This is a genomic window from Pseudomonas sp. JAI120 (assembly GCF_014207255.1).
Lineage (GTDB): Bacteria > Pseudomonadota > Gammaproteobacteria > Pseudomonadales > Pseudomonadaceae > Aquipseudomonas.
The window spans coordinates 179,589-201,052 of the sequence record NZ_JACHCZ010000004.1 but is presented as its reverse complement, the minus strand read 5'-3'; the positions used below and the strand labels follow the sequence as shown (position 1 = coordinate 201,052).

The 21,464-nt window shown below is 61.6% G+C and carries 19 protein-coding genes and 1 riboswitch; of the genes, 12 read left to right on the top strand and 7 right to left on the bottom strand.

Annotated features, from left to right (window positions below; translation table 11 throughout):
• Positions 1-25: 25 nt before the first annotated feature.
• Positions 26-790, top strand: a complete 765-nt coding sequence (locus tag HDC32_RS21940) for a glycosyltransferase family 2 protein (protein WP_131696803.1) — start codon at positions 26-28, stop codon at positions 788-790.
• A gap of 39 nt (positions 791-829) precedes the next feature.
• Positions 830-1,927 carry a glycosyltransferase gene (locus HDC32_RS21935; protein ID WP_131696802.1) on the top strand — a complete coding sequence of 366 codons (1,098 nt, stop codon included), beginning with the start codon at positions 830-832 and terminating at the stop codon, positions 1,925-1,927.
• On the opposite strand, the gene HDC32_RS21930 is transcribed toward HDC32_RS21935, so the two are convergent.
• Positions 1,916-2,482, bottom strand: coding sequence for a toluene tolerance protein (locus HDC32_RS21930; RefSeq protein ID WP_178116734.1), 567 nt, complete (start codon positions 2,480-2,482; stop codon positions 1,916-1,918). The two genes, HDC32_RS21935 and HDC32_RS21930, sit on opposite strands and share 12 nt — an antisense overlap.
• Positions 2,483-2,630: 148 nt before the next feature.
• On the opposite strand from HDC32_RS21930, the gene HDC32_RS21925 reads away from it, so the two are divergent.
• From HDC32_RS21925 to HDC32_RS21900, 6 genes are all read left to right on the top strand, one after another.
• Positions 2,631-3,809 carry an O-antigen ligase gene (locus HDC32_RS21925; RefSeq protein WP_131696801.1) on the top strand — a complete coding sequence of 393 codons (1,179 nt, stop codon included), beginning with the start codon at positions 2,631-2,633 and terminating at the stop codon, positions 3,807-3,809.
• 9 nt (positions 3,810-3,818) lie between these two features.
• Positions 3,819-5,627 (top strand): lipid A export permease/ATP-binding protein MsbA, encoded by a 1,809-nt coding sequence (gene msbA / locus HDC32_RS21920; protein WP_131696800.1) that lies wholly within the window; start codon positions 3,819-3,821, stop codon positions 5,625-5,627.
• A gap of 153 nt (positions 5,628-5,780) precedes the next feature.
• Entirely contained in the window at positions 5,781-6,485 is a 705-nt protein-coding gene (locus HDC32_RS21915) for a sulfotransferase family 2 domain-containing protein (RefSeq protein ID WP_131696799.1), read from the top strand.
• Complete coding sequence (cysC, locus tag HDC32_RS21910) at positions 6,478-7,086, top strand: adenylyl-sulfate kinase (RefSeq protein WP_184745417.1); 609 nt, start codon at positions 6,478-6,480, stop codon at positions 7,084-7,086. The genes HDC32_RS21915 and cysC overlap by 8 nt, the downstream gene beginning before the upstream one ends.
• A 103-nt stretch (positions 7,087-7,189) precedes the next feature.
• Complete coding sequence (gene hldE / locus HDC32_RS21905; protein ID WP_131696797.1) at positions 7,190-8,614, top strand: bifunctional D-glycero-beta-D-manno-heptose-7-phosphate kinase/D-glycero-beta-D-manno-heptose 1-phosphate adenylyltransferase HldE; 1,425 nt, start codon at positions 7,190-7,192, stop codon at positions 8,612-8,614.
• Positions 8,607-9,542: an NAD-dependent epimerase/dehydratase family protein gene (locus HDC32_RS21900; RefSeq protein ID WP_184745415.1), complete on the top strand. Its 936-nt coding sequence runs from the start codon at positions 8,607-8,609 to the stop codon at positions 9,540-9,542. Before hldE ends, HDC32_RS21900 begins: the two co-directional genes overlap by 8 nt.
• A 24-nt stretch (positions 9,543-9,566) precedes the next feature.
• Here HDC32_RS21900 and HDC32_RS21895 read toward each other — a convergent pair whose 3' ends face one another.
• The 4 genes from HDC32_RS21895 to HDC32_RS21880 form a co-directional block, all read right to left on the bottom strand.
• Positions 9,567-10,535: a metal ABC transporter ATPase gene (locus HDC32_RS21895; RefSeq protein ID WP_131696795.1), complete on the bottom strand. Its 969-nt coding sequence runs from the start codon at positions 10,533-10,535 to the stop codon at positions 9,567-9,569.
• Positions 10,536-10,576: 41 nt separating this feature from the next.
• Positions 10,577-11,389: an aldo/keto reductase gene (locus tag HDC32_RS21890; protein WP_184745413.1), complete on the bottom strand. Its 813-nt coding sequence runs from the start codon at positions 11,387-11,389 to the stop codon at positions 10,577-10,579.
• Positions 11,386-12,561, bottom strand: coding sequence for an NAD(P)/FAD-dependent oxidoreductase (locus HDC32_RS21885; protein ID WP_131696793.1), 1,176 nt, complete (start codon positions 12,559-12,561; stop codon positions 11,386-11,388). The genes HDC32_RS21890 and HDC32_RS21885 overlap by 4 nt, the downstream gene beginning before the upstream one ends.
• A gap of 120 nt (positions 12,562-12,681) precedes the next feature.
• Entirely contained in the window at positions 12,682-13,017 is a 336-nt protein-coding gene (locus HDC32_RS21880) for a multidrug efflux SMR transporter (RefSeq protein ID WP_074848568.1), read from the bottom strand.
• A gap of 102 nt (positions 13,018-13,119) precedes the next feature.
• On the opposite strand from HDC32_RS21880, the gene HDC32_RS21875 reads away from it, so the two are divergent.
• Positions 13,120-14,010 (top strand): LysR family transcriptional regulator, encoded by an 891-nt coding sequence (locus tag HDC32_RS21875; RefSeq protein WP_131696792.1) that lies wholly within the window; start codon positions 13,120-13,122, stop codon positions 14,008-14,010.
• Positions 14,011-14,033: 23 nt separating this feature from the next.
• On the top strand, positions 14,034-15,311 hold the full coding sequence (waaA, locus tag HDC32_RS21870; RefSeq protein ID WP_184745411.1) for a lipid IV(A) 3-deoxy-D-manno-octulosonic acid transferase: 1,278 nt from the start codon (positions 14,034-14,036) through the stop codon (positions 15,309-15,311).
• Between the two features lie 27 nt (positions 15,312-15,338).
• Here the strand turns inward: waaA and HDC32_RS21865 are convergent, their stop codons facing one another.
• Positions 15,339-16,778: a TolC family outer membrane protein gene (locus tag HDC32_RS21865; protein WP_184745409.1), complete on the bottom strand. Its 1,440-nt coding sequence runs from the start codon at positions 16,776-16,778 to the stop codon at positions 15,339-15,341.
• 196 nt (positions 16,779-16,974) lie between these two features.
• Positions 16,975-17,080: riboswitch (TPP riboswitch) on the top strand.
• A gap of 148 nt (positions 17,081-17,228) precedes the next feature.
• On the opposite strand from HDC32_RS21865, the gene thiC reads away from it, so the two are divergent.
• Entirely contained in the window at positions 17,229-19,118 is a 1,890-nt protein-coding gene (thiC, locus tag HDC32_RS21860) for a phosphomethylpyrimidine synthase ThiC (RefSeq protein ID WP_145335998.1), read from the top strand.
• 180 nt (positions 19,119-19,298) lie between these two features.
• Entirely contained in the window at positions 19,299-20,588 is a 1,290-nt protein-coding gene (gene cytX, locus HDC32_RS21855; RefSeq protein ID WP_184745408.1) for a putative hydroxymethylpyrimidine transporter CytX, read from the top strand.
• On the opposite strand, the gene HDC32_RS21850 is transcribed toward cytX, so the two are convergent.
• Positions 20,557-21,303, bottom strand: coding sequence for an RsiV family protein (locus HDC32_RS21850; protein ID WP_167655556.1), 747 nt, complete (start codon positions 21,301-21,303; stop codon positions 20,557-20,559). The two genes, cytX and HDC32_RS21850, sit on opposite strands and share 32 nt — an antisense overlap.
• Positions 21,304-21,464: the final 161 nt, after the last annotated feature.

Sequence of the window (21,464 nt, the reverse complement as noted above, 5' to 3'; positions counted from 1 at the left end):
GGCCTTATGATATTTCGAGGCTTGAATGCAGTTCTCCCCTCAAAGCGATATAACGCTCGTCGTGACCAGTTGTGGTCGCTTCGATTTGTTGAAGCGCACGCTCGCGAGCTTCGATCTGTTCAATACAGCGACCATCCGCGAAGTCTTCATTACCGAAGACTCTGGCGATGACGCGGTACGCCTGGCGATTCCTGAGCATTGGCTCGGCCATTGTACGTTCTTGATCAACCGTCCGAAGCTGGGGCAATTGGCATCCATCGACTTGGCCTATGGGTTGGTCAAGACCCCGTACATATTCCATTGCGAAGATGATTGGGCGTTTTATCGACCCGGTTTTGTCGAGGATTCCAAGACGGTCCTGGAGCAACGCCCCGATATTCTGCAGGTCTGGTTGCGTAATTACGTTTACGATTTACAGGTGCACAGTCCCTATATCCATCTGGGGGCGCGTGAGGTGATTGGTGGGGTGCCTTGTTATCCCTTGCTGTCCGATAAGCCTGACTGGCAGGGGTTTTCGCTGAACCCGGGCCTGCGGCGTATCAAGGAATATTGGTTATGTGCGCCCTATGCCGGTTTTGAAGGTGAGAAGGGGCTTTCCAGGCGTTACGCGCAGTTGAACCTGCCCGCGGTTACCCTGGAAGGTGATGCCGTTTTGCACACCGGTTTTGGTTTGCATGTGGCGACGGCAGCAGAGCGCTTGACCAAGGCGCGGCGCAAGCGGCGAGAGCGGATCAAGCTGGTGCTCATGCTGATCCTGGGGGTTGGTATCGGCTGGTTGATCCACCAGTAAATACGACGAGCTCTACCAACGCCGCATAAGGTTTTTTCGATGAGTATTCTCAACATCATGTGGGCTGGTGGCTCTGCATTTGCTTCGGTGCAGAAGGTTCATCAGCAAATATTGTCCCATGCCGACGGCGACGTGCCGATTCACACCTGGTTGCTTCAGGGCAGTGCGGTTGGTAGCGATGGCCTGGTCGAACAGGCCGTCGAGTGGAACCTCTCGTCTGCCAGGCTCAAAGGGCGGCACCTGTGGAAGTGGCTGATGCCCTGGATGCGCGCGCGCTTCCAGAAGGCCCTGCCTGAAGATGTGCAGGTTGTGCTGCTTGATGGCATCGGTGTCGCGCGGGTGCTTCTACCGGTGCTCAAGCACCTGCCGCAGGTGCGGGCAGTGGTGATTTTTCATGGTGTCACGCGCTTGCGCAAAGCTGATCACAAGCTCTTCGAGCAGTTCCCAGCGTCGCAACTGACGCTGGCGGCCGTGTCGCAAACCCTCGCCAGCTCCCTTGAACGTTACCTGCAACGGCCCGTGGCGGTGTTGCGCAGTGCCTTCGATCCTGCTGTGTTTCGTGCCGCAGCGCTTTCCCGTGAGCAGGCTCGCTCCTGTCTGGACTTGCCGTTGGAGAGCTCACCGGTGGTGGGTGCGGTAGGTCGGTTGGTAGACGGCAAGGGGTTTGGCTGTTTGCTGGAAGCCTTTGCCAGTGCAACGGCCGATCAGCCGGGGGCGCGCCTGGTGATCGTCGGCGAGGGGCCGGCAAGACCCAGGCTTGAGGCGCGTATCGAGGCGCTTGGCTTGCGCGACAAGGTGTCCTTGCCGGGGCATCTTCCTGAGGCGGCGACCCTTTATCGGGCGTTTGACTGGGTCGCCATTCCGTCGACGGAAGAGGGCCTGGGGTTGATCCTGCAAGAGGCGGTGATGGCTGGCGTGCCGGTACTGACCAGTGAGCTGGCGGTGTTCCGTGAACAACTGGGTGATGCCGGCTGGTACGCGCCCGTAGACAGCACCGCGTCCTGGGCTGACCTCCTGACCCGTGCGTTCGTGAGTTCCGGCGAGCAGGTAGTCGAAGCTCAGTCGCGGGCGTTGGCGCCGGAGCAGGCCTGGAATGATTTCACTGAAACCACCCGGCGGCTGTTCTCATGCTGCTAGCAGCGCTTGCTCCAGTGCTTGCATTGGAAAGCGCTCGTTCAGCTTCTCGCGCGCAATATAGCGAGCGAAGTGTTGCAGGTTGCGCCTTGCCAATTCCGGGTTCAAGGGCGCGCGCAGGAAACGCATGTCGGCCACGTCGATCAGGCCCATTTCATTGTCCGGTGTCACGACAATATTGCCCAGGTGCAACGAGCGGAAGTAGATGCCCGCGCCATGCAGACGGCGAATAAGGGCCACGAGCGGGTCGAGGTTCGTGTGCCAGTCAAAGCCTTCACGATTGGAAATCTGGCGCAGCGTTTCGCCCGGCAAAGGACGGTAGAGTACGGCGGTCATGCCGGGCCTCGTCAGTTGAAAGAACGCGAGCACGGTCATGGTCGGGATGCCGCGCTGTTGCAACTGCGCCACATTGTCGATGAAACGCTTGGAGTACGGGCGAAACAGCGCGGACGAAAGCAGGCGCTTGCGACGAAACAGTTTGAGGATATTCCCGTCGGTCAGCAGGTAGACTTTGGGGCCATAGCTGTCCTGTTCCAGGATTTTGGCACCTTCAATCATCGCGGTTAAATCGGCTTGGGAAAGCCTTGAACATTGCATCGTCGGAAAGCCTTGTGGGAGTCGCGGGCACAGTGGTCGGTAATAATGCCGAAAGTTTTGGGTTTTAACCATGCCGGGTTGGCGGGTTGAACGTATTCAGGAGCGGGTGATGCAAGCAAGTCGTTGGGCGCAGGTATGGATGATTTTCGGGTTACTTTGGTTTTTGTTGGCGATTGCTTTTGCCCCGACCAATAAGATTTATCAACAGGGTTTGACACTGTTTCTGTGGTTGCCGGCGATGGTGTTTGCCTGGTCGGCCCGTGAGCGTCTCAAGGAAGTCTGGCGCGAACAGCGCTGGCTGTGCCTGATGGTCGCCGCGCTTGCCGTCTGGGGGGCGATCAGTCTGTTGTGGACCAACGCCCAAGACCCGTCGCGCGAGGCCAAGCGTCTGCTGTACATCGGCGTGTTCCTGCTGTTCTTCCCGGTGTTTGCGTGTGGTCGAACTGAAGGCGTCATTCGTGTGATGCAGTGGGGCGGCTTCGGGCTTGCCGTGTCGTCGCTGGTGGCGATCATCAAGTTCTATGGCTTTGAGCAGAATGCCTGGAATGCCCGCCTCGAAGGTTTAGGGCAGTTGTCCCACCCGATATTGGGCGCCTACGTGATTGGCCTGGCTGCGGTTTGGCTGTTGCACTGGTTGCCCCGTGGTCGTTGGATGCAAGTGGCGTGGGTGCTGTCTATCGGTTTTCTCGGGCTTTTCGTGGTGTTGAGCCAAAGCCGTGGTGCCGCACTGGCCTTGTTGCTGACTGTGGTGGCAATGCCCGCCTGGTGCCGTGACCGCCGTAGCACGGTGATTGCCATTGGCGCGGTCATCGCGGCGCTAGCGGTGTTCTTCGCCATGCAGTCCCTGATGCTGGCCCGTGGTGTGTCTTACCGCCCGCAGATCTTCATGGCCGCCGTGCAGATGATCAGCGAGCGCCCGTGGACCGGCCTGGGGCTGGGCGGGGACTACAAGGTATTTGCCGATAACCTCTTTTTTGATCACTCCCACAACCTGTTCACTCACGTGAGCATCGAGTTGGGCCTGCCGGGCCTGCTGCTGTGGAGCTGCCTGTGGTTCGGTGTGCTGTGGCAGGCCTGGAAGGCCCGCGACACGCTCTATGGCAAGGGCGTCATCGGCATGTGGGTGTTTTCGTTCCTGGCCATGCAGTTCGATGCCGCCAGCCTGACCGGCACGCCGCGGGCCGAGTGGTTTATCTCCTGGCTGCCGATTGCCATGTCCAGTGTTTTGGTCTGGGCTCGGGCCAAACCCGACGCGTGTGATAAAGTTCGCGTCCTACCCAACCAGTGAGCTCGACACATGAGTGACGCACCGCCCAAAGCGGACCAGGAATCCAGCCTGAAAATCTATTTCCGGTTGCTGGGCTATGTGAAACCGTACCTCGGCATGTTCCTGCTGAGTATCGTGGGCTTCGTGATCTTCGCTTCGACCCAGCCAATGCTTGCCGGGATTCTCAAGTACTTCGTCGATGGCTTGAGCAACCCCGATGTGGTGTTCCTGCCCAACATCCCGTTGTTCAAGGACCTGAAGTTGCTGATGGCCGTGCCGCTGCTGATCATCCTGATCGCCGCGTGGCAGGGGCTGGGGTCTTTCCTGGGCAACTACTACCTGGCCAAGGTTTCCTTGGGGCTGGTGCATGACCTGCGGGTCCAGCTGTTCAACAAGCTGCTGGTATTGCCTAACCGCTATTTCGATACCCACAACTCCGGGCACCTGATTTCCCGTATCACCTTCAACGTGACCATGGTCACCGGTGCGGCCACCGATGCAATCAAGGTGGTGATCCGCGAAGGCCTGACGGTGGTGTTCCTGTTCGGCTACCTGCTGTGGATGAACTGGAAGCTGACCTTGGTAATGCTGGCAATCCTGCCGCTGATCGCGATCATGGTCGGCAGCACCAGCAAGAAATTCCGCAAGCAGAGCAAGAAAATCCAGGTGGCAATGGGCGACGTTACCCATGTCGCCTCCGAGACCATCCAGGGCTACCGCGTGGTACGCAGCTTCGGTGGCGAAGGCTACGAGGAGCGTCGATTTGCCGCCGCCAGCCAGGGCAATACCGACAAGCAACTGCGCATGAACAAGACCGGTGCGGTCTATACGCCGATGCTGCAACTGGTGATCTACACGGCCATGGCCGCGTTGATGTTCCTGGTGCTGCTGTTGCGCGGTGAAGCCACCGCAGGTGACCTGGTGGCCTACATTACGGCTGCGGGCCTGCTGCCCAAGCCGATTCGCCAGCTGTCGGAAGTCAGCTCGACCATCCAGAAGGGCGTGGCCGGTGCCGAGAGTATCTTCGAACAGCTGGATGAAGAGCCCGAAGTCGACAGCGGCACTGTGGAGCGCGATCGCGTCAGCGGTCGCCTGGACGTGCGCAACCTGAGCTTCACCTACCCGGGTACGGAGCGTGAGGTGCTCAAGAACATCAGTTTCAGCGCAGCCCCCGGGCAGATGATCGCCCTGGTCGGGCGTTCGGGCAGCGGCAAGTCGACCCTGGCCAGCCTGATCCCGCGTTTTTACCATCACGAAACCGGGGAAATCCTGTTGGACGAGGTCGAGATCGAAGACTACCGCCTGCGTAACCTGCGTCGTCACGTGGCCCAGGTGACCCAGCATGTGACCTTGTTCAACGACACCGTGGCCAACAACATCGCTTACGGCGACCTCGCGGATGCACCGCGTGCCGACATCGAGAAAGCCGCCGCCGACGCCTACGCCATGGACTTCATCTCCGAGCTGCCAAAAGGCCTGGACACCGAAGTCGGTGAAAACGGCGTGCTGCTTTCCGGTGGTCAACGTCAGCGCCTGGCGATCGCCCGGGCCCTGCTGAAAAATGCCCCGCTGCTGATCCTCGATGAGGCGACTTCGGCCCTGGACACCGAGTCCGAGCGGCATATCCAGGCTGCGCTGGACAAGGTCATGAAAGGTCGCACCACCCTCGTGATTGCGCACCGCTTGTCCACCATCGAGAAAGCCGACCTGATTCTGGTGATGGACCACGGTGAAATTGTCGAGCGCGGGACACATCTCGAACTGCTGGCCATGGGCGGCTACTACTCGCGCCTGCACGCCATGGGGCTGGACGAGCCGGTCACGGCGAACATCACCTGACCAGCCGGGGCGCGCAATGCGCCCCCGTGTTTGTATCAGGCCCGTTACAGGGCTTGACCAAAGCCAAATAATCCAGCGCCCATCGTTTGTTATGTTGGCCTTCTCGATTCGAATGACGAACGAGAGGGCTAACCTTCTTACGTGAGTATTGGAATGTTGCAACGTCTACTGTGGAAACTGCTTCCCAAACACCAGAGGGTGTTTCTGCTGGGGCGTTTGTCGGTGGTGGATCGCCAGGCGGTGAACAAATCCCTGTCTGGGGTGGCAACGCTTAACCCGGCTTTCGAACGACACCAGTGCGTGTTTATCCATGTGCCCAAATGCGCCGGCAGCAGCGTGTGTTCGGCACTTCTCGATGGGCGCTGGCCGGGGCATTTGCCGTATTACTGGTATGAGCAGCAATTTCCCCAGCACTGCGAGCGCAGCTTCAAATTTGCTTTCGTACGTGACCCGCTGGAGCGTGCCTACTCGGCCTATACCTATTTGCGCGGCAACGCCATGGGCCCTCGCGACCTGCAAGCCCAGGCGCTGGTTTCCAGCTACCGTGACTTCGACCATTTCGTTGCCGGCTGGCTGCACCCGGACAACCTGCGACGCCAATTGCACTTCGCTCCCCAGACGGACTTCCTGGTCGATCACATGGGCCAGATGGCCATGGAATTTCTCGGGCGCCAGGAGTCTTTGCAGCAAGACTTCCAGCACCTGTGCGAACGCCTCGGCGTGGACTCATCCCTGCCACATCTGAATGTTTCACTGGGGCGTCGCCACGAACCGGTCAGGGACTTTTGCTCCTCGCGCACGCGCCGTCTGGTCAGGCGTGCCTATCAACGTGACTACGAGGTGTTAGGTTATGAATAGCCAGTTGCTGGCTGGCGATTGCGCTGCCATCCGTCCCTTTGCCCTATCGTTGTCGGTGGCGGCGAGGGCGGCGCTCAAGTACCAGCAGCCCTGCTGCGTATGGCTGACGGGGCTGTCCGGGTCCGGCAAGTCGACCCTGGCCAATGCCCTGGAAGTGCAACTCAACGAGCAGGGGCGGCACACCTTCGTGCTTGATGGCGATAACTTGCGCGCGGGGCTGTGCAATGACCTGGGCATGAGCGATGCGGCGCGCAAGGAAAACATCCGGCGTATCGGCGAAGTGGCGCGGCTGATGGTGGACGCAGGTTTGATTGTCATTGTTTCGGCGATCTCGCCATTCAGTGTCGATCGGGCGACCGCCAGGGCTCTGTTCGGGCCGGAGCAATTCTTTGAGATTTACATCAGCACACCCTTTGACGTGTGTGCCCAGCGCGATCCCAAGGGCTTGTACCGCGCGGCACTGGACGGGCGCATCAAGGCGTTCACCGGCTTGGACAGCCCCTATGAGGCGCCGCTTGCGGCCGACTGCGAAATCAATACCGATAAGGTCGAGCTGGCCGAAGCCGTGGCGCAGATCCTGGCGGTTTTGTTTAAAAAATGATCAGTTTTTGTGCCTGATGCATCGCGGATAAAGCTCTCGAACTAGGCGGCGCTCACCCTGTGCTAATATCGCGCCCCTGTTCATTTTGTATGTGGGTTGCTCCATGAAGTTGTCCATGCCGCGATTCGATCAAGCCCCTGTCTTGGTGGTCGGCGATGTCATGCTCGACCGTTACTGGCATGGCGGTACCTCACGGATTTCCCCTGAGGCGCCGGTACCGGTAGTCAAGGTCGAGCAAATCGAAGACCGTCCAGGTGGCGCTGCCAACGTTGCCCTCAATATTGCCGCACTCGGCGCCCCGGCCTCCCTGGTCGGTGTGACCGGCGACGACGAAGCCGCCGACAGCCTGGCCAACAGCCTGCGCGGTGCCGGTGTGCGCGCGGTGTTCCAGCGCATTGCCCACCAGCCGACCATCGTCAAGCTGCGGGTCATGAGCCGTCACCAGCAATTGCTGCGTATCGATTTTGAAGAACCCTTCGCCACCGACGCCCAGGCCCTCAGCGGCCAGGTCGACGAACTGCTCGAAGGTATCAAGGTGCTGGTGTTGTCCGACTACGGCAAAGGCGCCCTGAAGAACCACCAGGAACTGATCCAGGCCGCCAAGGCGCGGAACATTCCGGTACTGGCCGATCCCAAGGGCAAGGACTTCTCGATTTATCGTGGAGCCAGCCTGATCACGCCCAATCTCAGCGAGTTCGAAGCCATCGTCGGCGGCTGCGCCGATGAGCACGAACTGGTGACCAAAGGCGCGGCGCTCATGGCCGATCTCGACCTGGGCGCCTTGCTGGTGACCCGTGGGGAGCACGGCATGACCCTGCTGCGCCCGGGCCACCCGGCGATGCACCTGCCGGCGCGTGCCCGTGAAGTGTTCGACGTCACCGGCGCCGGTGACACCGTGATTTCCACTCTGGCCGCCTCCATTGCGGCCGGCGAGGAGCTGCCCCACGCCGTGGCCCTGGCCAACCTGGCGGCGGGCATTGTGGTCGGCAAGCTGGGTACGGCCGCGATCAGCGCGCCTGAACTGCGCCGTGCCATCCAGCGCTCCGAAGGTTCGGAACGTGGTGTTCTGAGCATCGAGCAATTGCTGCTGGCGATTGACGATGCCCGTGCCCACAACGAGAGCATTGTGTTCACCAACGGCTGCTTTGACATCCTGCACGCCGGCCATGTGACCTACCTGGAACAGGCTCGCGCCCAAGGTGATCGACTGATCGTCGCGGTCAACGATGACGCGTCGGTCAGTCGCCTGAAAGGCCCTGGCCGTCCGATCAACAGCGTCGACCGACGCATGGCGGTACTGGCGGGGTTAGGTGCGGTGGACTGGGTGATCAGCTTCCCTGAAGCAACCCCGGAAAACCTGCTGGCCCAGGTCAAGCCGGACGTGCTGGTCAAGGGCGGCGACTACTCCGTCGACCAGGTGGTCGGCGCCGACATCGTCAGCGCCTACGGCGGTAAGGTCAAAGTGCTGGGCCTGGTCGAGAACAGCTCGACCACCGCCATTGTCGAGAAGATCCGAAACAATGAGTAAGGCTGATCCGTTGGTCCTGATCACCGGTGGCGCGGGCTTTATTGGCTCGCACCTGGTCGATGCGCTGCTTGCCAAGGGCTACGCGGTGCGTGTGCTGGATAACCTGTCCACAGGCAAGCGCAGCAACCTGCCGCTGGACAACCCGCGCGTCGAGCTGCTTGAGGGAGATGTCGCCGATGCCGGGCTGGTGGCGCGTGCCGCTGTCGGTGCCACAGCGGTGGTGCATCTGGCGGCGGTGGCCTCCGTGCAGGCTTCGGTAGATGATCCGGTCAGCACGCACCAGAGCAATTTCGTCGGCACCTTGAATGTCTGTGAAGCGATGCGCCAGGCGGGCGTGAAGCGTGTGGTGTTCGCTTCCAGCGCCGCGGTATATGGCAACAACGGCGAAGGCGCTTCGATTGACGAAGAGACCACCAAGGCGCCGTTGACGCCCTATGCGTCCGACAAGTTGGCCGGCGAGCATTACTTCGACTTCTACCGCCGCCAGCACGGCCTGGAACCGGTGATCTTCCGCTTCTTCAATATCTTCGGGCCACGCCAGGACCCGTCATCGCCGTATTCCGGCGTGATCAGTATCTTCTGCGAGCGTGCACAACAGGGTAGGCCGATCGCCGTATTCGGCGATGGCGAGCAGACCCGCGACTTCATGTATGTGGAAGACCTGGTGGACGTGCTGGTGCAGGCCATCGAAGCCCCGGAGACGCCTTTGGGGGCGATCAACGTCGGCTGGAACCGCACTACTACCCTCAAGCAGGTGCTGCAGGCACTGGAAGAGGCAATTGGTACGTTGCCCGCCGTGACTTACGGGCCGGCACGCTCGGGAGACATTCGGCATTCGCGGGCGAATAACCAGCGTTTGCTGGCCAGCTTCAAGTTGCCTGAGCCAACCCCGTTGGCGGTTGGCCTGGCGCGGTTGCTCAAAGGCTGACTGTTCACCTGTAGGAGCCAGCCCTTAGCGGCTGGCTTTTTTCTTCGGCACGATCTTGCGCAGCATCTGGCGCGCCTTGCCGGTCAGGCGCTTCAATTTCGAGTCTTTCTCAGGCTCCGCCAGGCCTTGCTGCCGGACCCAATCCTTCCAGCGAATGCGCTCATCGCGGACCAGCCAGCCTTCCTGCTGGGCAAAGCTTTCCGCCAGGTACAAGCCCCGTGTACTGGCCGGGTAAAGTTGGTCCTTCTTGACGGTGTACAACTCGGCGAGCGGCTGGCCATCTTTCAGCGGCATCAGGTACAGGTCCGGACGCTGGCGGTCCAGGCGTGCCACCAGTTGGTCGCCTTCCAGGCGCTCATCCACATGGAACAGGCTCAGGGATTTGGCTTCCTTCGGCACTTCCAGGCGCAAGTCATAAATCAGTTGCAGCGACGCGGTCGGCACATGCACATAGGCCCGTGGGCGCTCGATCAGTTGGGTGGTCGCGCAACGTACCGGGCGTGCGGCGCCAGACAAAGGGCTCAAGCGAAACGGCAAGGCTTCACGGTAATGCAGCGCGGCGGAGTAGGGGGCCGGCAGCCAAGTGTCGTTGAAGCGCCCGCTGAGCCAGCCTTCCGGCGTTTCCAGCAGGCATTCCTCGGCAATCTCCTGGATGGCGGTGTGCAGCGGCAGGTTCAGTTCGTGGGCGGGGACATAGCCGGAGATCAGCTTGAGCACCACATCGCCACGGTCCTGGCGACGTTGGCGCACCAGCACCCAGTAATCCTTGTTTTGCCAGTGCAGGGTCAGTCGCACCGACACTCCCAGGTTTGCCAGCTCCAGCGCGAAACGCTCGGCATCCGGCACGTCTACCGGCTTGCGCCGCTGCAGGGTCTGGGCGAAGTTGAGCGGCATGCCCACGCTCTGGTAGCTCAGGCCTTCGGGGGTGGCTTCGACGTGCAGCGGCAGTGTTTTGAAGTTGTTGGGGTTTTTTCTTATGAGCGTTCGCGGCATGTCGGCTCCTTCTTGCGACGGGGTCGGCCGCGTCGGCGGCATCAGAGTTGACGAATGACCTTGGCAGCGGTCGCCACGTTATGGGCCAGGTGCAGCGGATTAATGGTCCCGACAATAGCACTGGCGACGCCCGTTTGCGCAAACAACAGCATGAAACTGGCATGTATTGGATCCACTCCCGGCTCCAGGCACACGTGGCCGCTGGCCAGGGCCTTTTTGACCAGAATGCCCTTGCCATGGGTCGCCGCATAATCAATGACGGCTTTTTCCGCCTGTTCGTTCAGATTGTAGGTGACCATCGCGCAATCACCTTGTTCCAGAGCCTTCACGCCGCCTTCGACGGTTTTGCCGGAGAAGCCGAAACCGCGAATCTTACCCTCTTGCTTCAACTGCGCCAGGGTCTGGTAAACCTCACAGTCGTTGAGGATGTGCAGGTCGTTGCCGTCGGAGTGCACCAGCACCAGATCGATAAAATCCGTTTCAAGTCGTTTCAAGCTGCGCTCAATGGACAGGCGGGTATGGGTTGCGCTGAAATCGTGGCGTGACAGGCCCTCTTGGAACTCTTCACCGACCTTGCTGACAATCACCCAGTCCTTGCGCTGGCCGCGCAGCAGCGGCCCCAGGCGTTCTTCACTGCGGCCATAGGCCGGTGCGGTATCGATCAGGTTGATACCCAACTGGCGCGCCTGGCGCAGCAACATCCGAGCTTCGTCATCATCGGGGATGGTGAAACCGCTGGGGTATTTCACACCCTGGTCGCGGCCCAGCTTGACGGTGCCCAGGCCGAGTGGCGATACCACCAGGCCGGTGCTGCCCAGCGGGCGGTGCAGGTCGTGCAAGGTCGGCAGGCTCATGGCAACAGTTGCTCCCAGGCTGGTACGCCGATGGCGGGTTTTGGCAGGGCGGGCAAAGGCTCCATTGCGCTTGGGTGGATACCGTCGCGTTCGAGACTGTTGATCACTCGATCGGCGAAATCCGGCGCCAGCGCCAGCTTGGTCGGCCAGCCCACCAGCAGGCGGCCCTCTTCGGCGACAAAGGCATTGTCGGGACGGCTCAGGCCCGATTGCAGAGGCTCGGCACGGTCGACGCGCAGCGTAGCCCACCGGGTCTGGCTCATATCGATCCAGGGCAGCAGTTGCGCCAGCTCTTTCCGGGCGGTGGCGATCTGTTCTTCGGACGTGCGTGCCACGCCGTCCGCCTCGGCAATGTCGCCGCCCATGTACCACACCCAGTTGCCATCGGCAGCAGGGTGCGTGGTGACGGTGATGCGCGGCTTGGTACCGCCGCCCAGGCAGTGTGCGTACAGCGGCTTCAAACCCGGGCCCTTGGCGATGACCATATGCAGCGGGCGCTTTTGCATGGCGGGCTGGCTCAGGCCCAGGGCGGCGAGCAGCTCGGCGGTACCGCCGCCTGCGCTCAAGACGATGCGCTGGGCGCGGATCTCGCGGCCATCGACCTTCAAGCCCACCAGGGTGTCGCCTTCGCGCAGGGGTTCGATGCGCTGCCCGGCGAGCAAGCCGTCACCGGCCAGTTGCGCCAGGCGCTCGATCACGCTGGGTACGTCCACCACCAGTTCGGCCAGTCGATAGACCTTGCCCTTGAAGCCACGGTCTTGCAGCGCCGGGGGCAGATCGTCGCCCTTGACCTGATCGACACGGCCGCGCACGGCCTTGCTGGCAAAAAAACTGGTGAGGTTGCCGGCGATCGTGCCAGGGGACCACAGGTAATGGGCCTGCGAGAGTACACGCACGCCGGACAGGTCCAGTTCACCGTCACCGGCCAGGGCTTCACGCCAGCGGCGCGGCATATCGGCAATCGCTTCGGAGGCGCCGGTGAGGGCGCCGTGCAGGGCGTATTTGGCACCGCCGTGGATAATCCCCTGGGATTTCACGCTTTGCCCGCCACCCAGGGTGGCGCTTTCCACCACTACCGTGGAAAAGCCCTGGCGGCGCAGGCGCGCATTCAGCCAGAGGCCGGCAACCCCGGCGCCGACAATCAACACGTCGGTGGAAATAACGGATGGCATGGGCGACCTCATTTTTAAACAAGGCCGCAAGTATACATTCTCACGCCATGCACACCGTAGGCGCTGTCGAGCTTTGGCGCGACTGCGAATGTTGGGTTCACTTGAGTCTCAAGTGAACACTCAATGCCCGGCGGTTTTCGAGAACAGCTGGATGACCACCACGCCCAGCACAATCAGACCCATGCCCAGCATTGCCGGGAGGTCCAGCTTCTGCCCGTAGATGAACAGCGCGGCAATGCTCACCATCACGATGCCCATCCCCGCCCATACCGCATAGGCCACGCCGACCGGCACGGTACGCACCACCAGGGTCAGCATCCAGAACGCCACGCCATAGCCGACGATCACCAGCAACAGAGGGATAGGAGTGCTCCAGCCCTTGATGGCTTTCATGGAAACGGTGGCGATCACTTCCGAGCAGATGGCGATGGCCAGGTAGCAGTAAGCGGCGTTCATGGGTGAGTCCTCGGTGTAAAGCAATCTGATAAGGCCGGCATTCTAGAGTTTTATCAGATGGGGTAAAGTCATTACCTATCCGAAATTGAGATGGGTTGTGGGATGAGCATGCAATGGAACCTGGAGCAGATGCGTTTGTTTGTCAGCGTCGCCGAGCAGCGTTCGTTTTCAGCGGTAGCGCGCGGGCAGCGCAAGGCGCAATCGGCAGTCAGCAACGCGATTGCGATGCTGGAGACGGACCTCGGCGTGAGCCTGTTCGACCGTAGCAGCGGCCGCCAGCCCAGCCTGACCGAAGCCGGCAGCGTGTTGCTGGAGGAGGCGCGCGAAGTGCTGCGCCAGTGTGAGCGGCTCAATGGCCGGGCACTGTCACTGACCCGCGGTGAAGAAGCCTGCCTGCGCCTGGCCCAGGATGAAGCCATGCTGTTCCAGCCGGTGCTCGACAGTCTTGAGGCATTGGCGGGGCAGTACCCGCTGCTGGAAGTACAGCTGTCCAGCGCCGCCCAGGGCGATGTGGCGCGCAAGTTGGTGGAGCGCCAGGCCGACCTGGGTCTGCTGTTCTATCACGACCAGATCCCCGAGGCTCTGGAGCGGCGGGTGGTGGGCAGCGTGGAGATGGTCACCGTGTGCGGCGTGAACCACCCGTTGGCCAAGGAGAAGTACGTGACGTGCCAGCACCTGGCCCAGTTTCGCCAGTTGTTGATGTCGACCCAGACCAGTGTCTACCCCGGCAGCGAAGCGGCCAGCCCTCTGGTGTGGCGCGCCGACAGTTTCTACGTATTGGCCGAATGGCTGATGAGCGGCCTGGGCTGGGCATGGCTGCCACGGCATATCGTGCAGTACCCGACCTATCAACAACAGATGGTGGAACTGGACAGCGAATGGACGCCGCCAGCCCTGGTGGTGGAGCTGGTATGGCGTCGCGACGAGCACCTCGGCCCCGCCGCGCGCTTTCTCGCCAAACGTTTTGCCGAGTGCTTGCAGGCGATCGACTGAAAAAGCCGATAAACTCCGCCGCCATGAATAGAACTCTCTACAGCTGTCTGTTTTACCTGGCGCTGCCGTTGGTGGCCTTACGTCTATGGCTGCGCGCACGCAAGGCGCCGGCCTATGCCCGGCGCGTCGGCGAACGGTTTTCCTATGGCTTGCCGGTGATGCGACCGGGTGGGATCTGGGTGCACGCCGTATCGGTGGGCGAGAGCATTGCCGCCGCGCCGATGATTCGCGGCTTGCTGGAGCGTTATCCACAACTGCCGATCACCGTCACCTGTATGACGCCCACCGGTTCCGAGCGTATCCAGGCGTTGTTCGCCAACGAGCCGCGCATCCAGCATTGCTACCTGCCTTACGATTTGCCCTGTGCGGCCAAGCGTTTTCTGGATCGTGTACAGCCCAGGCTGGCGGTGATCATGGAGACCGAGTTGTGGCCCAACCATATTCACGCCTGCGGCCGGCGCGGCATTCCGGTGGCGTTGGCCAACGCGCGGCTGTCGGCGCGCTCGGCCAAGGGCTATGCGCGTTTCGCCAAGCTCACGGCGCCGATGCTGGCGCAAATGAGCCTGTTCGCCGTACAGACCGAGACCGAGGCCCAGCGTTTCCTGAGCCTGGGTGCGCGCCCGGAAACCGTCGAGGTTACCGGCTCGATCAAGTTCGACCTGACCATCGACCCCGAGCTGCCGGTGCGGGCCGCCGCCCTGCGCGAACAATGGGGCGCCGCTGAGCGTCCGGTGTGGATCGCTGCCAGTACCCACGAAGGCGAAGATGAAGTGGTGCTCGCGGCCCACCGCCAACTGCTCGAAAGCTACCCCAACGCGTTGCTGATCCTGGTGCCGCGTCATCAAGAGCGCTTCGGCCCGATGTTCGAGCTGTGTACGCAACAAGGGTTTACCACGGTGCGTCGCTCAAGTGGCGAGGCCGTTACCGCACAAACGTCGGTGTTGCTCGGCGATACCATGGGCGAACTGCTGTTTCTCTATGCCTTGGCCGACAGCGCCTTTGTCGGCGGCAGCCTGGTGGCGACCGGTGGGCATAACCCGTTGGAACCGGCGGCGCTGGCCAAGCCGGTAATGATGGGCCCCCACGTGTTCAACTTCCTCGACATCACCGCGATGATGCGCGAAGCGGGTGCGTTGCGAGAGGTGGAGGACGCAGAAGGGTTGGCCGAGGCGGTACGACAGCTGTTCGAGCTGCCGCAGGATGCACGCCGGATGGCGCAGGCGGGGCTCAAGGTGATGCAGGCTAATCAGGGGGCGCTTAAGCGCTTGCTGGATGGCTTGGGCCGATTGATCTCTCACTGACCCAACACCGATCCAAATGTGGTGTGTTCAATAGCCCGGGCGGGCCTTGAGTTGCTCGGCCGCCGCCTTGGCCAGGTCCGGTGGCAGGAAGTCACGATCCGGGTTGTAGTCCGCCTTGAGGTAACGCGTCAGGTCTTGCAGGTCCCCTGGGTTCAAGGTGCCCGCTGCCTGCTTCAAGCGCAGGTTATCGAGGATGTAGTCGTAGCGGCTGTTGTTGTAGTTGCGCACCGACGAGTACAGCTGGCGTTGTGAATCCAGCACATCGACGATATTGCGCGTCCCCACCTGATAACCGATTTCCGTGGCTTCTACCGCGCTCTGGTTGGAGATGATCGACTGGCGGCGCGCCTGTACCTGCTCCACATCGGTGTTCACCGCACGGTGCAGGTTTCGTGTATTTTCCACCACCTGACGGCGCAGGCCTTCGCGTTGCTGCTCGGTCTGGCCCAGGCGCGAGTACGACTCACGCACTTGCGAGCTGGTGAGGCCGCCGCTGTAGAGGGGGATGTTCAGGCGCAGGCCGATGGTGCGCTGCTCGACATCGCCACGATACGGCGTGCCAAAGGCATTCGGGTTGCTGAAGCCAAGGGCGTCGTTGTCACCTTTTTCGTACTGCGCGACGGCGTCCAGGGTCGGCGCGTGGCCGGCCTTGCGCTGCTTGAGGGTCTCTTCGGCGGCCGTGACGGCGTAGTTGCTGGCCAGCAGGTTCAGGTTCTGGCGGCCGGCCGTCTCGACCCAGGCCTTGGCGTCGTTGGGCAGCGGCGGCAACACCGGCAGCGTGTGGACAACGCCCTGGATCGAGTTGTACTGGCGGTTGGTCAGGGTAACCAGTGCTTCAAAGGCATCGTCCACCTGACGCTGGGCCAGGATCCGGTTCGCCCGTGCAGTGTCATAGCTGGCCTGGGATTGCAGCACATCGGTCTTGTCCGACAGGCCGACGTCGAAGCGCTCGTTGGATTGATCCAGCTGGCGCTTGAAGGCATTTTCCTCGGCCTTGGTGGAGGCCAGGTTGTCCTGGGCGCGCAGCACGGCAAAGTAGCTCTCGGCGCTTTGCAGGATCAGGTTCTGTTCAGTGGCCGAGAGTTGCAGCGCCGCCTGTTCATTGGTGGCCTCGGCGGCTTGCAGTTGGAACCAGCGATCGGCGCGGAACAGCGGCTGGCTCAAGGTCGCGCGCCAGGAGTGGGCGTCGCGGTTGGCCGTCGCCGCCGGTGTGTCGATCTGGGTGCGCACGTTATTGATGTCTGCACCGCCCGACAGGTTCGGCAGCAACCCCGCTCGAGCCTGGGGCACGACTTCTTTCTGCGCGCCGTATTGGGCGCGGGCGGCGGCCAGGTCGGCGTTGTTATCCACTGCTTCCTGATAGACGCTGACCAGGTCAGTTTTGGCGGACAAGGGCGCTTCAGCTGCCCAGACCATTCCGTTGGTCGCACAAGACACGGCGAGAGCCAGTGAAAGTTTGCGCAGCATGAGGCGATCCCTAGTGTGAATATTATGGTGATAATTTAGCGCTCAAGGCTACGGCTGGCCAATCCTGGCGTCAAGCAGTGAGGCGGCTCTCGAGTGTAGTGGCGAGATCCCCGGGCAACAATCCCGCAATCACGCCATTCATCACGCTGAATACACCGCTATTGGCAATTTGCCCGCGGCATGGTCTAGACTGGCCGCGTTCTTGTCGGGGTGCCTTGTTGGAAGGCTGAGATCGGTAAATACCGGATCCCGTTGAACCTGATCAGGTTAACGCCTGCGTAGGGAACAAGATTTCTCGTCACCCGGCGAGTCCTCTTGTGCTTCGTCCGGGATGTTGTTCGACCTTCGAACAACCCTCGTGCACCAAGCACAGCACTGCTTCCAGTGCGTCCATCCGTCACAGGTTCGCTCCGACAAAAATCCACCGCCTGGATAGTTGGAGAGCCCGTGATGAGTACAAAATTAAAAAACACCGTGCACTTGAGTGAATCGGCCAAGGTCGACTCCGGTTCCGTACAGCCGTTTACCCGCTCGCAAAAAATCTACGTGCAAGGCACCCGCCCGGACATTCGCGTGCCGATGCGTGAAATCAGCCTCGACGTGACCCCAACCGACTTCGGCGGTGAAATCAACGCGCCCGTGGTGGTCTACGACACCTCCGGCCCCTACACCGACCCCAACGTCATCATCGACGTACGCAAAGGTCTGGGCGATGTACGCTCGCCGTGGATCGAAGTCCGTGGCGACACCGAACGCCTGAGTGGCCTCAGCTCGCATTTCGGCCAGCAACGCCTGAGCGATGCCGAACTGACCGCGCTGCGCTTCGCCCACGTGAAAAACCCGCGCCGCGCCAAGGCCGGCGCCAATGTCACGCAGATGCACTACGCGCGCAAAGGCATCATCACCGCCGAGATGGAGTACGTCGCCATCCGCGAAAACATGAAGCTGGAAGAAGCCCGCGCCAGTGGCCTGCTCGACCAGCAACACGCCGGCCACAGCTTCGGCGCCAGCGTGCCGAAAATCATCACCCCTGAATTCGTCCGTGAAGAAATCGCCCGTGGCCGCGCGATCATCCCGGCCAACATCAACCACACCGAACTGGAACCGATGATCATCGGCCGTAACTTCCTGGTGAAGATCAACGGCAACATCGGCAACAGCGCCCTGGGTTCGTCCATCGAAGAAGAAGTGGCGAAACTCACCTGGGGCATTCGCTGGGGCTCGGACACGGTGATGGACCTGTCCACCGGCAAGCACATCCACGAAACCCGTGAGTGGATCATCCGCAACTCGCCGGTGCCGATCGGTACCGTGCCGATCTACCAGGCCCTGGAAAAAGTCGGCGGCGCGGCCGAAGACCTGACCTGGGAGCTGTTCCGCGACACCCTGATCGAACAGGCCGAGCAGGGCGTCGACTATTTCACCATCCACGCCGGTGTGCTGCTGCGCTACGTGCCGCTGACCGCCAAGCGCGTGACCGGCATCGTGTCCCGTGGCGGCTCGATCATGGCTAAGTGGTGCCTGGCGCACCACAAAGAGAACTTCACCTACACGCATTTCGACGAAATCTGCGAAATCATGAAGGCCTATGACGTCAGCTTCTCCCTCGGCGACGGCCTGCGCCCGGGCTCGATTGCCGACGCCAACGACGCCGCGCAGTTCGGCGAGCTGGAAACCCTCGGCGAACTGACCAAGACCGCCTGGAAGCACGACGTGCAAACCATGATCGAAGGCCCTGGCCACGTGCCGATGCAGTTGATCAAGGAGAACATGGACAAGCAGCTCGAATGCTGCGACGAAGCGCCGTTCTACACCCTCGGCCCATTGACCACCGACATCGCGCCGGGCTATGACCACATCACCTCCGGCATCGGTGCAGCGATGATCGGCTGGTTCGGTTGCGCCATGCTCTGCTACGTCACGCCCAAGGAGCACCTGGGCCTGCCGAACAAGGATGACGTGAAGACCGGGATCATCACCTACAAGATCGCCGCCCACGCGGCGGACTTGGCCAAGGGGCATCCGGGCGCGCAGATCCGCGATAACGCCTTGAGCAAGGCGCGCTTCGAGTTCCGTTGGGAAGACCAGTTCAACCTTGGCCTGGACCCGGACACCGCGCGTTCCTACCACGACGAAACCCTGCCGAAAGATTCGGCCAAGGTCGCGCACTTCTGCTCGATGTGCGGGCCGAAGTTCTGCTCGATGAAAATCACCCAGGAAGTGCGCGAGTACGCGGCCAACCAGCGCATTGAAGCCGTGGATGTGGATGTGGCCAAGGGCTTGGCGGAGCAGGCGGAGCGGTTCAAGCAGGAAGGCAGTCAGCTGTACAAGAAGGTCTGATCCAGAGACGGCGGTGCCTGTACCGCCGTCATCGGGGCGGTGCGACGACTCGACAAGCCCCCTCCCACATTTTGACTGAGGTATGCACAGTTTTTGTGTTCACAGCAGATCCAATGTGGGAGGGGGCTTGCCCCCGATAGCAATCTTTCAAACAAAAAATGCCCCTCAGAGATAACACCCTTGAGCATTCAACCCAGCACCTACTCCCCCGACATCGCGGTGCCTGCTGACAAGCGCGTCTTCGGCGCCCGCGACCTGTTCTCCCTGTGGTTCTCCCTCGGCATCGGCCTGATGGTCCTGCAAACCGGCGCCTTGCTCGCGCCGGGCCTGGGCTTGTCCGGTTCATTGCTGGCGATTTTCCTCGGCACCCTGGTCGGCGTGCTGTTGCTGGCTGCCGTCGGCGTGATCGGCAGCGACACCGGCCTGTCCGCCATGGCCGCCCTCAAGCTCAGCCTCGGAGCCAAGGGCGCGAGCCTGCCGGCGTTGCTGAACCTGCTGCAACTGATCGGCTGGGGCTCGTTTGAAATCATCGTGATGCGCGATGCCGCCAGCCTGTTGGGCGCGCGGGCGTTGAGCGACGGCAGCCTATTGGCCAGCCCGTTGTTGTGGACACTGTTCTTCGGTGGCCTGGCGACCTTGCTGGCGGTCAGCGGGCCATTGACGTTCGTACGGCAGATTCTGCGCAAATGGGGGATCTGGCTGCTGCTGGCGGCCTGCCTGTGGCTGACCTGGAACCTGTTCGCCAAGGCTGACCTCGGCGCACTCTGGGCTCGGGCCGGTGACGGTTCGATGCCCTTTGCAGTCGGCTTTGATATCGCCATCGCCATGCCGCTGTCGTGGCTGCCGCTGATTGCCGATTACTCCCGCTTCGGCAAGCGCGCCAAAAACGTATTCGGCGGCACCGCCCTTGGCTTCTTTATCGGTAATTTCTGGCTGATGAGCCTGGGCGTGGCCTACACCCTGGCGTTTGCGCCCAGCGGTGAAGTGAATGCGCTGCTGCTGGCACTGGCCGGGGCCGGCCTGGGGATTCCGCTGCTGCTGATCCTGTTGGACGAGTCGGAAAACGCCTTTGCCGATATTCACTCGGGGGCGGTGTCCAGCGGGATTCTATTGCGCTTGAAGGTCGAGCACCTGGCCCTGGCCATCGGTGTGATCTGCACCCTGATCGCCTGTTTTGCCCCGTTGGCGCAATACCAGAACTTCCTGCTGCTGATCGGCTCAGTGTTTGCGCCGTTGTTCGGCGTGGTGCTGGTGGATCATTTCATCCTGCGCCGTCGTGGCCAGGGTGTGATTGCCAGCCTGCGTTGGCCGGCACTGTTGGCCTGGCTGGGCGGTATCGGCACTTACCACCTGTTGGCCAACCTGTACCCGGATATCGGCGCAACCCTGCCGGCGCTGGCGCTGGCAGGGTTGTTGCAATTCATCCTGGGACGGGCCTTCAGCGGCGCGCGGGCACCAGCTCAGGCTTGAGGATGCCTTCCAGGCGCGAGTAGGGAATCTGCAACTCGACATGGCCCAGGGCGTACGGCGCGATGGTGCTGGTGGGGTACTTGAGGATCACGCCACCATAGGTCAGCGCCACATTCGGGGTTTTCTGGAACGGGTAGGTTTTCACGAACTCCGGTTCCAGGCTCAGGCGGGTGCTGATCAGCCAGCTGTTGTGCGCCACCTGGGCGGCTTTCCAGAACGCGTCTTCCTTGCCGGGCAGCAGCATGTCGCTCAGCCACAGGGCCTTTTGCTGCTGGCGCGAATAGTTGATGAACGCGCGGCCTGGCTCGCCGTGGGTGGCGCCCTGGTCCAGGTAGCTGGACAACTCGATGATTACCAAACCGTCATGCTGCTCCCGTACCTTGGCCTGCAAGTACATGCTGTTGCGTGGGGCTGCGGTGCTGAGGAATTGCTCGCGGTAAGACTCAAGGCTCGACGGCAGCGGGTCGCCCGCGTTGGTACGGGTCATTTCCAGCAGGCGTTGCTCGATCAAGGCATCCAGCTTGGGTTCCTTGGCAAAGTGCACGGTGTCGATATTCACCAGCGGGCAATCGCTGCTGGCGCAGCCTGGCTTGCTCTGCTCGGTGGCGTCGCGGGTGGCTTCCAGTGGAGTGCGATAGCTGGGTTGGAACAGGCTTTGGCAGGCGCCGAGGGTCAAGGCGATGCAGGCCACGGATGCGATTTTTAAAAGCGACATGGATGTCCTTCGTCTATCGATAAGAGCGAAATTTGTGGAGCTTCGACTACCGGCAGGGCAGTCAGTTCGCCACTAAGCTGATTGAGCGTGAGTTTGACCTCCTCCGTCTGGCCCGGCAACCGCAAAGGGGCTGCATCAATGGGCAGGAGCGCGTTAGGATG